This window comes from Streptomyces sp. NPDC006997 (genome assembly GCF_040635175.1).
Lineage (GTDB): Bacteria > Actinomycetota > Actinomycetes > Streptomycetales > Streptomycetaceae > Streptomyces.
In genome coordinates, this window is record NZ_JBEYHH010000018.1 from 90725 (window position 1) to 104586 (window position 13862).

9 protein-coding genes and 3 pseudogenes are annotated in these 13862 nt (G+C 71.3%); 4 read left to right on the plus strand and 8 right to left on the minus strand.

Features of this window, described 5'->3' with window-relative positions; translation table 11 throughout:
* Positions 1-96: 96 nt before the first annotated feature.
* Both ABZ659_RS19560 and ABZ659_RS19565 read right to left on the minus strand, forming a co-directional pair.
* Positions 97-258, minus strand: coding sequence for a hypothetical protein (locus ABZ659_RS19560; RefSeq protein ID WP_360221231.1), 162 nt, complete (start codon positions 256-258; stop codon positions 97-99).
* Between the two features lie 206 nt (positions 259-464).
* Positions 465-1601, minus strand: a complete 1137-nt coding sequence (locus tag ABZ659_RS19565) for an amidohydrolase family protein (RefSeq protein WP_360221234.1) — start codon at positions 1599-1601, stop codon at positions 465-467.
* A 286-nt stretch (positions 1602-1887) separates the two neighbouring features.
* Here ABZ659_RS19565 and ABZ659_RS19570 point away from each other — a divergent pair.
* Positions 1888-1983: pseudogene (locus tag ABZ659_RS19570) on the plus strand (IS5/IS1182 family transposase); the annotation flags it as partial.
* Positions 1984-2064: 81 nt separating this feature from the next.
* On the opposite strand, the gene ABZ659_RS19575 reads toward ABZ659_RS19570, so the two are convergent.
* The 4 genes and pseudogenes from ABZ659_RS19575 to ABZ659_RS19590 all read right to left on the minus strand — a co-directional run bounded on the left by ABZ659_RS19575 (position 2065) and on the right by ABZ659_RS19590 (position 8073).
* The gene (locus ABZ659_RS19575) at positions 2065-3330 is read right to left on the minus strand and encodes a histidine kinase (protein ID WP_360221441.1); all 1266 of its coding nucleotides are present in this window, start codon (positions 3328-3330) and stop codon (positions 2065-2067) included.
* A gap of 233 nt (positions 3331-3563) precedes the next feature.
* Positions 3564-5693, minus strand: a complete 2130-nt coding sequence (locus ABZ659_RS19580) for an MMPL family transporter (protein ID WP_360221237.1) — start codon at positions 5691-5693, stop codon at positions 3564-3566.
* A gap of 248 nt (positions 5694-5941) precedes the next feature.
* Positions 5942-6212, minus strand: a pseudogene (locus ABZ659_RS19585) (AAA family ATPase); the annotation flags it as partial.
* 112 nt (positions 6213-6324) lie between these two features.
* The gene (locus ABZ659_RS19590; RefSeq protein WP_360221240.1) at positions 6325-8073 is read right to left on the minus strand and encodes a VWA domain-containing protein; all 1749 of its coding nucleotides are present in this window, start codon (positions 8071-8073) and stop codon (positions 6325-6327) included.
* Between the two features lie 258 nt (positions 8074-8331).
* On the opposite strand from ABZ659_RS19590, the gene ABZ659_RS19595 reads away from it, so the two are divergent.
* Together ABZ659_RS19595 and ABZ659_RS19600 are read left to right on the plus strand one after the other, a co-directional pair.
* The gene (locus ABZ659_RS19595; protein ID WP_360221243.1) at positions 8332-10407 is read left to right on the plus strand and encodes a PhoX family protein; all 2076 of its coding nucleotides are present in this window, start codon (positions 8332-8334) and stop codon (positions 10405-10407) included.
* Between the two features lie 105 nt (positions 10408-10512).
* Positions 10513-10719, plus strand: a pseudogene (locus ABZ659_RS19600) (PLP-dependent aminotransferase family protein); the annotation flags it as partial.
* An 87-nt stretch (positions 10720-10806) separates the two neighbouring features.
* Here the strand turns inward: ABZ659_RS19600 and ABZ659_RS19605 are convergent.
* On the minus strand, positions 10807-11715 hold the full coding sequence (locus tag ABZ659_RS19605) for a hypothetical protein (RefSeq protein ID WP_360221246.1): 909 nt from the start codon (positions 11713-11715) through the stop codon (positions 10807-10809).
* Between the two features lie 277 nt (positions 11716-11992).
* On the minus strand, positions 11993-12481 hold the full coding sequence (locus ABZ659_RS19610; protein WP_360221249.1) for a hypothetical protein: 489 nt from the start codon (positions 12479-12481) through the stop codon (positions 11993-11995).
* Positions 12482-12604: 123 nt separating this feature from the next.
* Here ABZ659_RS19610 and ABZ659_RS19615 point away from each other — a divergent pair, with 123 nt between their 5' ends.
* Positions 12605-13804: a PP2C family protein-serine/threonine phosphatase gene (locus ABZ659_RS19615; protein ID WP_360221252.1), complete on the plus strand. Its 1200-nt coding sequence runs from the start codon at positions 12605-12607 to the stop codon at positions 13802-13804.
* Positions 13805-13862: the final 58 nt, after the last annotated feature.

Sequence of the window (13862 nt, forward strand, 5' to 3'; positions counted from 1 at the left end):
CGGTCGTTTTGCGAACCTTGAAATCGTAGCCGACACGGGGTGGCCGCCCGCTTCCCGTTTTGCGGGGTGGGAAGGGGCGGCCGGGGGTCGGCACGGTCAGCGCCAGCCCTCCAGATCCCCGACGAAGTCGGAGTAGGAGCGGTTCCTGCCTTGGGGAGAGGGCAGCAGGTCGCGTTCCAGTGCCGCGCGGGCGACCAGGGGGCCGTCGCTTTCCCGGAAGGTGGGTGCGCCGCGCGCAACTGGGGTGGTACCCGCCATCTGGGGCGTACGTGGGGGAACGCCTCGGGGAAGAGCAGGAGCCATCCCTCGGATTCCCCCCAGGCGGGTCAGCACGTACACGACCGCCGTGGACGCGGCCCGCTCGTCACACGGAGCGGTCCCGGCGCCCTGCGAACGGGAGTTGAACGACGGCAGCAACGGTGTGGCCAGCGGCCCGCGTAGCAGGCAGGGAAGACGCTGGCGTATCACTTCATGGGCACCTTCATTCTGAACAGTTTCTCCGCGTTTCGGAATGCGATCTTTTCCTTGTCTTCGCGTGGCAGATCGACTCCGCGGAACCAGTCGGTCTGCTCCTTTATGTCCGCGAACGGGTAGTCGGTTGCGAACATCACTCGATCCACGCTTATGTACTTCAGCAGGAGATCGAGCAGTTCGGTTTGAGGGAATGCGCTGGTTGTGACCCAGAAGTTGTCCTGGAAGTATTGCGCGATGGGCTTCTCGAGCGAGTCTTTGGTCGGCTCGCCCATGTCATTGACGATCCGCTCGTAGTAGAAGGGGAGACCTTCGCCCATGTGGCCGATGATGACTTTCAGTTTGGGGAATCTGTCGAAGACCCCGTACGTGATCATCCGAATGCATTGGGTCAGCACCTCCTGGTGCCAGCCATATCCAGACCCACTGAAAATGTAGTCCTGGTACTCTTCCGTGTATTCAGACCGTGTGGTGCTGTAGTAGATTTTGAAGACCTCCTCAGCGGGATAGCCGGGATGCAGGTAGATCGGCACGTCGAGATCAACGGCACGTGCCAGCACAGGCTCGAAATCGGGATGATCGAGATACTTCTTCGCGATGTGTCCGTTGGTTAGTGCGCCCAAGAACCCATCTTCCCGAACCGAGCGTTCCAATTCGTCCGCCGCCGCCTCCGGGCTCTGCAAGGGCAAGGTGGCGAAAGCCTTGAAGCGGTCCGGATACTTGGCGAGCGGCCCGTCTACAAGTTGCCGGTTGAGACGGTAGGCAAGGTCGATGCCCCTCTGTCCAGGGACGTTCTGCACGGAGGGTGTATGAGCAGAGAGGATTTGAACGTTGAGTCCCCCCGCATCCATGTCGCCGATCCGGCGTTGGCCTAGATCTGAAAGGCCAATCTCCTCAAGGAACGCTATGTGATCCTGATTGATGGAGTTCAACTTCAACAACGTGGGAGTCGAGAAGGTCTCCTCCGTGCCGATGAAGGGCAGGTCCTGGTCCCGCCGTGCGATGTCCGATGTCTTGTCCGAAGTCTCGTTCTCGCTCACTTCCGAGAGAATGGCGTGCGTGGACAAGCCGGCGCCAATGCCAAGTGCCGTGCTGGCGACGAGAAAGCCGCGGCGTCCCATGGGCTTCATGTCAGTCCCTCTCTTCAGGTGTTTGTGTGAGGTATCCGTACGGCATCCGTCTGCGACCTTCGCAGTGGACTATCAAGTTCCGGCACAGCCCCAACGCTAGGCCCGATTCCGTTCTGTTTCGTCATACTGCGGTCGTCATCCCTCGGGAGACAGGCGGTACGGCGTTACTCCGACGGGAGTACTCTCCGGAGCGCCGTTCGACACCCGGGCTGCGCTTTCCCCGGATGGTGCTGCGTTGACTGCCATCACTAGCCTTCTACATACGGGTTGCATTGCTTATCCGCAGGGCATCTTGTACATGCTGCATACCGGGATCGGCTGGGAAGACCTTCCGCAGGAACTCGGCTTCAGGTCAGGCATGACGTACTGGCGGCGGATCAAGGGGTGAATCAACGCCGGGGTGTTCGACGGTCTGTTTCGGATCCTGCGAGGTTCTGGTCGTCGGCCAGCAGTACGCGGATGGTCATCGAACCCTGTCCTCCCGGGACAGCGGCAGTGTGGCGGTCACCTCGAAGCCCTCGGCGGGACCTGGGCCGGCGTCCAGTGTGCCGCCCACACTGCGGGCCCGCTCCCGCATTCCGATGAGGCCGAACCCCGGCGTGCGGTCGGACGGGCCCACTCCGCCGCCCGTGCCGTCGTCCCCGCCCGTCCCGTCGTCCCTGACACTCACCCGCAGTGCGCCGTCCGCGGTCCACAGACGCACCCGCACGGTGAGGTTCTCGCGGCCGCCGTGACGTACGGCGTTGGTGAGCGCCTCCTGCACGATCCGGTACGCGGCGGCGCCCACGGAGGGCGGGATGTCGTCCGCGCGGACGGACAGTTCGACCTTGGCCCCGGCCACCCGGCCGGTCTCCGCGAGACCGGCCAGTCCGTCGATGCCGGGCAGCGGCCCCCGCATGTCCTCGGTTCCGGAAACAGGACCGGACACGGAACCGGGCCCCGGATCCGCGCCCGCTCCCACGACCGTGTCATGCCCCCGCAGCACCTCCAGCGTCGTACGCAGTTCCCCCCGGGCGGTCCGGCAGGTCCCCGCGATGTCGTCCAGCGCCTGGGCGACGGCTTCGCGGTCGAGGCGCTCGGGGTCGGCGGTGAGGACGTGGGCCGCCACGGACGTCTGCACGCCGATGAGCGTGATGCTGTGGGCGAGCAGGTCGTGCAGGTCACGGGCGATGTGCAGCCGTTCCTCGGCGACGCGGCGCCTGGCCTCCTCCTCCCGGGTGCGTTCGGCCCGCTCGGCCCGCTCGACGATGGAGGCGACGTACAAGCGGTAGTAGCGGACGGCGATACCGACAACCAGGACCGTGATGATCCAGCCGGAGATCTCCAGGGACTCCAGCGCCCCGTCCTGGTCGGTGAGGCCGTTGCTGATCACTGTCGAACCGAGGACGGCGACACCGGTGAGCAGCGTGCGGCGTTCGGCGCCGGTCGCCGCGACGGTGTAGAGCGCCAGGATGATCGCGGGGACGGGCGGGGCGGGGTTGTAGTCGAAGGCGTAGTACGGAGCCATGCAGGCCACCACCCCGAGCAGGGCCACCACCGGACGGCGGCGCCGCCATACGAGGGACACGTGCCCGGCGAGCAGCAGCGTCCAGCTGAGATGGTCGGGCCGGATACCCTCGCCGCCCAACAGGGCGATGGCTACGGCAAGCACGGCGACGCACAGGGCGAGGACCGCGTCGTTGCGGGTGCGGTGCGGTGCGGTCAGCGGTTCGCGGTGGATGGCGGACATGATGCGCTCGGCGCGACGGGACCGCCCGCCGCCACCGGCCGCCGTCTCCGCCGCCGACCGGTCGCGTGCCACTGTGGTCGTTCCCCGTTCTTCCACGGCTCCATCTTCCGGTGCTCGTGCGGGAACCCGGGCGCCTCTACGGAAGGAGAGGCACCTGGGCGGCCCCGCAGGATCAAGGTGCACGATCAGGGTGCTCGACCAGGCCGTTCGATCGAGGCCTTCGGACAGCGTGCTCAGGAGGCACTGACGGTTTCCGGCTGCCGGGGCGGCTCGGTCGGTCCGCCCGGTGCGCTCGACCCGGCCGGTTCGGCCGGCCCGGGCTGCCGTGAGAGCACGCCCGGCCACCACACCTTCCGGCCCAGGGCGACGCTGGCACTGGTCACCAGGTACGTCCGTACGAGGAAGGTGTCGAGCAGGACGCCGAGGGCGATCACGAAGCCGAGCTGGACCAGCTGCACCAGGCCCATGTTCGTCAGCACGGCGAAGGTCGCGGCGAGGACGAGTCCGGCGGAGGCGATGACGCCGCCGGTGGTGCGCAGTGCCGTGAGTGCCGCCGTGGCCGGTTCCGCTCCCGCCAGGGACTCCTCCCTCATCCGGTGCATGAGGAAGATGCCGTAGTCGACGCCGAGGGCGACCAGGAACACGAACGACAGCAGTCCGAGCCCCGGATCGGTGCCCTTGAGGTCGAGGAGCGGTTCGAAGACCAGTCCGCCGATCCCGAGGGAGGCGCCCCACACCGCGACGACCGCGACCACCAGGAGCAGGGGTGCGACCAGACTCCGCAGCAGCACGATCAGGATGAGCATCACGAAGACGAGGACGAGCGGTACGACGATCTTCGTGTCCCGGGCGTTGGTGACCTCCAGGTCGATCTGCTGGGCGCTGTCCCCGCCGACGTAGGAGCCCTTCAGCTCGTTCCGCAGGGACTTGATGGTGGCGGTCTCCTCCGACGACTGGGGTGCGCTCTTCGCGAAGACGGAGATCTCGGTCCAGCCGTGTCCCGTACGCCCCTTCTCCGCGCTGCCCACGCCTGGTGTGTCGCGGACGGTCGCGAGGGTCTCGTCGGCGCGCCCCTGCGGGGTGATCACGTCGATGGGCTGGCTGCCCTGCCCGGGGTAGGCCCTGGCGAGGGTCTCCATCGCGACGACGGACTCCGGCTTGTTGACGAAGGAGTCCTCCTGCTTGAGCGGTCCCGGCAAGTTGAGTGAGCCGAGGGCGAGGGCGCCCAGCAGTACGGCACCGCCCGCGAGTACGGTCAGCGGCCTGCGTCCGGCAGAGCTGCCCATCGCCGAGAACAGGCTGCGCCGCTGCTTGGGCGTGCTCCCGAAGGCGGGCACGAGCGGCCAGAACACCCGCCGTCCGATCAGTACGAGGATGGCGGGGAGCAGGGTCAGCATGGCGATCAGCGCGCACAGCACACCGACGGCACCAAGCGGGCCCATGCCCTTGCTGCTGTTGAGGTCGGCGGCGAGCAGGCACAGCAGTCCGGCGGCGACGGTGCCGGAGGAGGCGAGCACGGCGGGCCCGCAGCCGCGCAGGGCGGCGATCATGGCCTCGTACGGGCGCTCGATGCGCCGCAGTTCCTCCCGGTAGCGCGAGATGAGCAGTAGCGCGTAGTCCGTGCCCGCCCCGAACACGAGGATCGTCATCACACCCGCACTCTGCCCCGTGACGGTCGTGCCGAAGGCCTGATTGAGGCCGTAGGCGACGCCCATCGACATGTAGTCGGCGAGCCCGGCGACGACGAGGGGCACAAGCCACAGCACGGGGCTGCGGTAGATCAGGATCAGCAGTACGGCGACGACGGCGATGGTGGTGTAGAGCAGCGGTCCGCCGAGCGAGTCGTAGACGGCGCCGGAGTCGGTTCCCAGCGCGCCGGTGCCGCCCACATCGACGCTCAACCCGCCTTCGCCCCGGGCGACTTCGCGGACGTCGGTGACGAGCTTGTCCCGCTTCTCCTCGTCCGCCCCGGGATCGTTGCTGGCGACCGGGTATATCAGGGTCGTGCCGTCCTTGGACGGAATCCCGTCGGGAACACCGTCGATCAGTTTGTGCTGCCGGGCGATCTCCGCGACCTGCCCGGCCGCGGTCTTCCGGTCGGCGGCGCTGAGCCCGCCGTCCCGGTGGTAGACGAGCACCATCTCGGTGGTCTCGCCACCGGGCAACTTCTCCTCGATCTTCGCCGCTTGCGTCGAGTCCGCGCTCGCCGGCAGGTAGTCGGTGACCTTGTCGTGCTGCACGTCGGCGAGCTTCGCCGCGAACGGCCCGACGAGTGCGATCACCGCGATCCACAGCCCGAGCACCGCCCATGGAACGGCTCGCCCGCGCCCCGTCCTCGTCGTGGTTGTCTCTCCGGCCCTCATCGACCGATCTCCCTCCGGGTGACGTCTGCTTCGGGCTCCAGACTTCCGGTCTGAACGACGGCTTTCGTCGGGCGGGAGGGCGAGGTGAGGCGTACTGCCGGGGGCGGCGGCTGCTGCGGATTACTCCCCGGGGATTAAGCGGCGGACGGCACGCCGCCGCGGGAGGGACGCGGACTGTTTCGTCTTTGCCTACCGTCGCGTGTGCGTCTTCCGAGCGTGTAGGCGACTTTGCCCCGGTCCCGGTCGGTCGAGCGCAGGGAGCGTCGTCGGATCGTCAGGTTGTACTCGTCGGGGGCTTCGGTCCGCCCCGGAACACGACCTCGTCCAAACCGCTCGGGTGTCGAGCGCGGGCGGAAGGTCCGTGCGAATGATGTCGGCCAGGAAGTCGAAGACTTTCAGCACATTGGTCTTGCCCACACCGTTCGGTCCGACCAGCACGGTGAGCGGACCGAGTGGGGTGGTCACGTCACGCAGGCTGCGGCGGTTCTCGACATGGAGTTCAAGGAGACGGCCGGGCATGGGACGAACCCGTCGGGTGCGCGAACGGGATGGGGCGAAGTGGGACAGAAGACGGGGCCCGGCCTGGTGGCCGGGCCCCGTCTGCGGAGGTGGGAGTGGTGGCGCGGTGGTGTTATGCGGTCGGGCGCCAGTTCGCGAGGATGCCCTCGTAGAGTTCCGCGTCCGTGAGTTCCTTCGGGGTGGGGCCCGCGTGGAAGAAGGACGTGTTGCCCGTCTTGAGCTTGCGGAGGTAGTCGAACGCCTTGTTGTCGTGCTCTCCGAAGGCGACGAAGGCGAAGTGGACGCGGGGGTGGTTCTTCGCCGCGTCCGTGAGGGACTGGGTGGCGGGGGTCTTGGCGTCGGGGGCGCCGTCCGTCTGGAAGATGACGAGGGCGGGGGCGTCCGTGCCGGACTTCTCGTAGTGGGCTACGACCTCTTCCACGGCGGCGTGGTAGCTGGTGCGGCCCATGCGGCCGAGGGACGCGTGCAGGTCGTCGATCTTGTCCTCGTGGTCGGCGAGGGTGAGTTCGCCGGTCCCGTCGAGTTCGGTGGAGAAGAAGACGACGTGGACGGAGGTGTCCGCCGGGCCCGCGGGGTCGAGGTGGGCGGCGAGGGCGAGGGTCTGCTCGGCGAGGGCCTGGGCGGAGCCGTCCTTGTAGTACGGGCGCATGGAGGCGGAGCGGTCGAGGACGAGGTAGGTCTTGGCGGGGGTGGAGGTGAGGTGGTGGGCGGTGAGGGTGGTGGCGGCGGCGGTGTAGGCGGTGGTGAGGGTGGGGGGGATGGCGGGTGCGGAGACGGGGGTGGCGGGGGGTGCCTCGGCCTCGGCTTCGCCGTCGGCCTCGGGAGTGTTCCCACCCGCACCACCCGTGCCGCTTTCGTCGTCGGGTGCGGGTGGCCCCTGCGGGGCGGGCTCGCCGTCGGCGGCTGCGGCTGCGGGTTCGGGGGTGGTCGCGGGCGCGGGTTCGGGTTCGGGGTCGGGGGTCGTCTCCGGCTCTGCCGTCGCCTCCGGCTCCGGGGTCGGGTCCGGCGTCGGCTCCGCCTCCGGTTCGGGTGCCGGGTCCGGCGTCGGCTCCGCCTCCGCCTGCGGCTCCTGGTCGGTGACCGGCTCCTCCGTCGCCGGTGCCTCCGCGAGCGGCTCGGCTGAGGTCGGCTCCTCTGCCTTCGGCGTCTCGGTCGCCGTGGGCTCCTCTGCCTTCGGCGTCTCGGCAGCCGTGGCCTCTTCCGTCTCCGGCGTCTCAACGGCCGTCGTCGGTTCTGCGGCGTCCTCGGTTGCCGTGGGCTCCGCAGTCTCCGTCGGCTCCTCCGGTTCCGGCGTCTCGACGGGCGGCGCGGGCTCCGCGACCGGCTCAGGTGCGGTCGGCTCCTCCGGCTCCGCGGCCTCGGTCACCGTGGGCTCCGCGGGGGTCTCCGCCGGGGCTGGCTTCTCCGGCTCCGCGGGCGTCTCCGCCGACGCCTGTTCCTCTGCCTCCGGCGGCTCCGCGGCCGTCGGCTCCGCTGCCTCCGCGAGCGGCTCGGCGGGGGTCGGCTCCGCTGCCTCCGGCGTCCCGGTCGCCGGTGCCTCCGCGACCGGCTCGGCCGGCGTCGGCTCCTCGCGCTCCGGCGTCTCCGGTGTGCGGCGGGCTGGCGGGACCGTGACGTTGTCGAAGGCGGCCGAGACCAGGGCGTCCACCACGGAGGGTGAGGGCGTGGGGGCGTCCGGGGAGGGGGAAGGGGAAGACGGTGTCGGCGTCGGGTCCTCACCGGAGGGCTCGGGGGTCTGGGAGTCCGGGGCGGGCGAAGGGGACGGGACCGTGTGATCTGGGGCCGGTGTGGGTGTCTCGGTGGTGTCTCGGGTCTTGCGTGAGCGGCTGAACGTGTTCCGCAGGAGAGAGAGAATGCCCATGTGCGCAACCCTTCGCATGAGTTGTAGCCCGCCGATCCCTGGCCAGGACGGACACGTAAGGTTAGCGGTCCCGAGTGGTGATCTTGGGTGCGGGAGGGCGGTGGGAGGCCCCGGCGTCAAGGCGTGTCCCGGCCGTTGTGGCAACTGCGCTACGGACGCCCCAGGTTCACCCGTCGTTCACCCCGGCGCCCCGCTCCCGCACAAACGTGCTCCTAGCGTCCGACTGGCTGATTCCAGGGGAAGCTAGGGGAGAACGAAGTGCGCAAGCAGTTGCCCATCATCACCACGTCGTCGTCCGCGTCACACCCGGGCGGTCGCTCCGCCCTCACCTGCCGGTTCCGTTGCGGTGACGCCTGTTTCCACGAGGTGCCGAACACCTCCGCCAACCCGTACGTCGGCGACGTCATCGCCGGAGCCCTCAGCCGCCGTACGGTGATGCGCGCGGCGGCCGTGGTCACCGCCGCCGCGGCGGCCGGTAGCGCCGTCTCCGTGGCCGCCGCGCCCGAGGCGCAGGCCGCCGCCCCCGCGGGGAGCCGGAGGCACGGCAGCCGCAAGGCCGCCCGCGGGCTGCGGTTCGAACCGGTCGCGCCCAACACCGACGACGCCGTCACCGTCCCGGACGGGTACGCGCAGAACGTCGTCATCCGCTGGGGCGAGCCCATCCTGCGCGGCGCCCCCGCCTTCGACCCGGAGAAGCAGTCGGCCAAGGCGCAGGCCGGTCAGTTCGGGTACAACTGCGACTTCCTCTCCCTGCTGCCCCTCCCGGGCGAGCGCGGGCGGCAGATCCTCGTCGCCAACCACGAGTACACCGACGAGGTGCTGATGTTCCGCGGCTACGACGCCGCCAACCCGACCCGCGACCAGGTCGAGATCGCCTGGGCCGCGCACGGTCTGGCCGCCGTCGTCGTCGAGGGCGACCGCAGGACCGGCAAGCTGGTGGCCGTACCCCGGCACCCGCTGAACCGGCGCGTCACCGCCACCACCGAGTTCCGCGTCACCGGCCCCGCCGCCGGTTCCGACCTGCTGAAGACCTCCGCCGACCCGACCGGCCGCAAGGTGCTCGGCACCCTCAACAACTGCTCCGGCGGCACCACCCCGTGGGGCACCACGCTGCACGGCGAGGAGAACTTCAACCAGTACTTCGCCAACGCCAGCCGCGCCACCGACGCCCGCTACGGCCTGCCCACCGGCGCCACCGAGCGCAAGTGGGAGCGGTTCGACAAGCGGTTCGACCTCGCCCAGGAGCCCAACGAGGCGCACCGCTTCGGCTACGTCGTCGAGTTCGACCCGTACGACCCCACCTCCACGCCCCGCAAGCACACCGCGCTCGGCCGCTTCAAGCACGAGGGCGCCACCGTGCGGCTCACCGACGACGGCCGTCCCGTCGTCTACACCGGTGACGACGAGCGCTTCGACTACTTCTACAAGTTCGTCGGCAGCAAGCGGATGAAGAAGGGGTCGAGCCGGGCCGCGCGGGAGCACAATCTCTCGCTGCTCGACGAAGGGACGCTCTACGTCGCCAGGCTCACCGGCGACTCCCCCGCCATCGAGATCGACGGGACCGGCAAACTGCCCTCGGACGGCGAGTTCGACGGCAGCGGTGAGTGGATCCCGCTGGCCACCGCCACCGCCAGGGGCGCCGTCTCGCACGTCGAGGGCATGAGCGCCGAGGAGGTGTTCGTCTTCACCCGGCTCGCCGGTGACAAGGTCGGCGCCACCAAGATGGACCGCCCCGAGGACATCGAGCCCAACCCGGCCACCGGCAAGGTGTACGTCGCCCTGACGAACAACTCCCGCCGCGGCACCACCGGCAACGCCCCCGTCGACGAGGCCAACCCGCGCGTCGGCAACAAGCACGGGCAGGTCCTGGAGCTGACCGAGCGCTGGAACCGCGCCGACAGCACCCGCTTCGCCTGGACCCTGTTCCTGGTCGCGGGCGACCCCGCCGACCCGGCCACCTACTTCGCCGGGTTCCCCAAGGACCAGGTCAGCCCGATCTCCTGCCCGGACAACGTCGCCTTCGACCCGCACGGCAACCTGTGGATCTCCACCGACGGCAACGCGCTCGGCACCCACGACGGCCTCTTCGGCGTCGCCACCCGCGGTGACCGGCGCGGTGAGCTGAAGCAGTTCCTGACCATGCCGAACGGCGCCGAGACCTGCGGCCCGATCGTGCAGGACCGGCGCGTCCTCGTCGCCGTGCAGCACCCGGGCGAGGTGGACGGCGCGACCGTCGACCACCCCGCCAGCGCCTGGCCCGACGGGCCCGGGAAGATCGTCCGTCCGGCCGTGGTCGCCGTCTGGCGCGCCGACGGGTGCGACATCGGCGTGTGAGCATCGCCCTGTCGACTGAGGGCGGGCGTCCCCAGCGGGGGCGGCCCGCCCTTCGTCCACCCGGCCACCGGGTTGCCGGGGCAGGACGGTACGGCGGCGGCCCGGGCCGTGTGGGAGCTGCCGTCCCCGTGGCGGGCCGACACCTTCGCCGCCGCCGCGGCCCGCCAGGGCATCGCCGTCACCCCGGGCCCCGCCTTCGCCGTGGACCCGCACCGCACCCCGGACGCCGTCAGGCTCGGCCTCGCGTCGGCCCCGGAGGCGGACTTGGCGCGGGCACTGGGGACGCTGGCCGCACTGGTGGCAGGGCGGTGAGGTCGGGCCTGTGCCTGCGACGCCTCCGGGTGCGGCAGGGCCCGGGCGGGGGCGGAGAGGGTATGCCTCGTGGTGCGGGTGGTGGGGTCAGGCCTGTGCCCGTGCCTGTGGCGTCTCCGGGACCGGGGTGGGGGGTCCCGGGTGTCCGCGTAGGCGGTGCGGCAGGGCCCGGACGGGGGCGAAGCGGGTGAGCCACGCGGTGAGGGCGGCCGTCAGGCCGAGCGCGAGGAGCAGCCAGGACGTCGTACGGAGGGTGGCGGTCAGGGCGTCGTAGACGGCGCCCGCGGCCGGGCGGTGCAGGTCGTCCGCGATCCCGGCGACGGTGAGGTGACGGCCGACCGCGACCGCGACGCCGAGCAGCGCGCCGCCGAGCGCGGTGCCGAGGCCGGTCGCGGTGACCGCGCGGCGGCGGCACGTGGCCAGCGCGATCCCGGCGAGGGCGAGCGCGACCGCCGCCGACGGCAGCCAGACCGCGGCGACCTCCAGCACGTCGTACCCCTTCCGCAGCCGCTCCACGTCCCGTGCCGGGAGCACGGCGACCCGGGTGCGCGGCACCGGGACGCGGTCGGCCAGCGGCAGCCCGTCGTGGGCGAGCTGGCGCCGGACGCGGGCGGCGACCGGGGCGAGGTCCACGGTGACGGGCCGCCCCCCGCCGGCCCGGTCGCGTACGGCGTCGAGCACCGCGGCGTGGGTGGCCCGGTTCGCCGCGTCCCAGCCCGCCCGGTAGGCGTCGGTGCGGGTGAAGGAGCGCACCGCGGCGCGGACGTAGGGCGCTGTCGGGCCGAGGTCGACGCGCCGCTCGATGCCGTCGCCGACGGTCTCCGCGACCGCCGCCCGGACCGCCGGGTCGCCGGCCAGCGGCGCCATCGCGCGCACGTAGCGGCCGGTGTCGGCGAGCCCGTACGCCGCCCAGGCGGCCAGTGTGCCGAACGGGGCGAGGAGGCAGGACACCGTGATGAGGACGGCGGACAGGGCGTTGCGCAGGCGTACCGGCATTCCCCCAGGTAAGCGCCGGGCGGTGGGCGGGGCCAGCGCGGGCCGTGCGAATGGCGGCGGCACGCGAGCCGAAGGGGTGGACCCCGCCGAGCTGGGGTTTCGGCGCTCCGGTGGAGGCTTCACCCGAACGGGTGTTTCCTGGTGGTGAAGGGGCCTACGGCCTCGTCGGGTGGCCGGAAACCGCTGGTCTCCGGTGCCTGGTGAGTGGAGGGATGAGGGAGAAGCGCGGGTCCCGGCCCGACCGGCCGGGACCCGCGCACCCGTCTGTCCCCGGGGGTCAGGGCACCCGGTGCCCCTCCGCGTCCTCGTGCGTGTAGTACCGGTAGAACAGCACCGCGAAGACGGCCGCCGCCACCGCCGCCGACATGACGGCGGAGCGCAGCACGGTCTTGTCGGTCTGCGCGTACACGAAGCCGAACGTGCCACCGAGGAAGACCGCCCAGGTCAGCGCGTGCAGCTCGCGCTTCATCCGGGAGGCGGCGACGCGCACGGCCACGCACAGCACCATGAACGCGATCGCGGTGGTGAAGCCGAACAGCAGGTTCCAGCCGGTGATGGGGCCGCCGGAGCGCCGGTTGGCCGCCGCCCAGTAGCCGACGACGAGGCCCGCGAGGACGGGCAGGACCCACCGGACGACCAGGTGGGTGCGCTCGCTGAAGACGTCGGTGGAGACGTCGGTGGAGCCGTTGGCGGGACCGTCCGTGCCGGGTCTCCGGTCGCGCTTGCCGGGCGTCAGCCGCCCTGACCTGGGTGCCGCGTGAGCCATGGGAGCACTCCTTCCTCTGCTCACCCCGGGTTGCCCCCCGGCTTCCAGAGCACACCTCGGGACAGCCACCGGCAAGTCGGGGACCGGATGCGCGGCCGGCGCCCCCGTGCTTCGCTGAGGTGCATGACCAGTCCCAGGCCCGTGAGCGGAGGCGGCGGAGGTCAGGGCCTGCTGGACCGGTACCCGCACGCCGGGCGGCGGGACGCCCTGCGCCGCCAGCAGCTGCTGCGGGTGCGGGGGCGCAGCGTGGCCTGGGTGCCGCCGCTGGTGCTGCTGGTGGGCATCGTGATGACCGACCTGCACACCACCACCAGCTTCCGGATGATCTCCTGGCTGGTCCTGGTGCCCGGTATCGCCGCCGCGATCTGCGGGGTGTGGGAGACGGTCGTCTTCGCGGTGCTGGCGCCGCTGACCTACGTCGTCGTGGACAGCGGGCTGCCCCCGCAGCACCAGGCGGGCCCGGCCGACCTGGCGCTCGCCGCGATCGGCGGGGTGCTGGCGACGATGGCGTGCGTGGTCCGGGTGCGCGGGGAGGCCCGCGTCGTGCACATGGCGGACATCAGCGACACCATCCGCCGTACGGTGCTGCGTCCGCTGCCGGCGGTCTGGGGCGGCCTGGACCACGCGGCCGTCTACCTCGCCGCCGACACCGACGCCCGGGTGGGCGGCGACTTCTACGACATCCAGCCCGGCCCGCACGGCACCCGGGTCCTCGTCGGCGACGTGCAGGGCAAGGGGCTGCGCGCGGTGGAGACGGCCGCCGCGCTGCTGGGCACGTTCCGGGAGGCGGCGTACCACGAGGGCCAGCTCACGACGGTCGCCGGGCGCCTGGAGACGCGGATGCGGCGGCACCGCGACCACATGGCCGCCCTCGGCTACGCCGAGGGCGACCGGTTCGCCACGGCGGTGCTGCTGGACTTCCCGCACGAACCCGCGGACGCCGTGGACGTCGTCAACTTCGGCCACGACCCACCGCTGGTCGTCGGTGACGACGGGGCGGTGCGGTCGCTGCCGCCGGGGGACGGGCTGCCGCTCGGCCTCGGCGAACTCGTCCGCGGGGCCCCGGCGCCGCCGGTGCGGCGGGTGCGGGTGACCGGCGCGGAGACGCTGCTGGTGACCACGGACGGGGTGACCGAGGCCCGGGACCGGAGCGACGTCTTCTACCCGCTGGCCCAGGAGGTGTCGCGGGCCGTCGCCGCCGACCCCCGGGTGGCCCGTCCGCGCCAGTTGGTGACCTTCGTGCGGGACGGCACGCTGCGGCACTGCGGCGGCCATCTCGCCGACGACACCACGGTGTTCGCGGTCCGCCGCCGTCCCGGCTGACGGGCGCACCGGTTACCGTGCTGCTGTAGGTGATCGACAGGGGGACGACAGGGGGAGG

Excerpts from the sequence above, each read along its gene's own strand:
- ABZ659_RS19605 (WP_360221246.1), bottom strand. The coding sequence starts at position 11,715 with ATGCCGGTACGCCTGCGCAACGCCCTGTCCGCCGTCCTCATCACGGTG.
- ABZ659_RS19565 (WP_360221234.1), bottom strand. The coding sequence starts at position 1,601 with ATGAAGCCCATGGGACGCCGCGGCTTTCTCGTCGCCAGCACGGCACTT.
- ABZ659_RS19590 (WP_360221240.1), bottom strand. The coding sequence starts at position 8,073 with ATGGGCATTCTCTCTCTCCTGCGGAACACGTTCAGCCGCTCACGCAAG.
- ABZ659_RS19610 (WP_360221249.1), bottom strand. The coding sequence starts at position 12,481 with ATGGCTCACGCGGCACCCAGGTCAGGGCGGCTGACGCCCGGCAAGCGC.
- ABZ659_RS19615 (WP_360221252.1), top strand. The coding sequence starts at position 12,605 with ATGACCAGTCCCAGGCCCGTGAGCGGAGGCGGCGGAGGTCAGGGCCTG.
- ABZ659_RS19580 (WP_360221237.1), bottom strand. The coding sequence starts at position 5,693 with ATGAGGGCCGGAGAGACAACCACGACGAGGACGGGGCGCGGGCGAGCC.
- ABZ659_RS19575 (WP_360221441.1), bottom strand. The coding sequence starts at position 3,330 with ATGTCCGCCATCCACCGCGAACCGCTGACCGCACCGCACCGCACCCGC.
- ABZ659_RS19560 (WP_360221231.1), bottom strand. The coding sequence starts at position 258 with ATGGCGGGTACCACCCCAGTTGCGCGCGGCGCACCCACCTTCCGGGAA.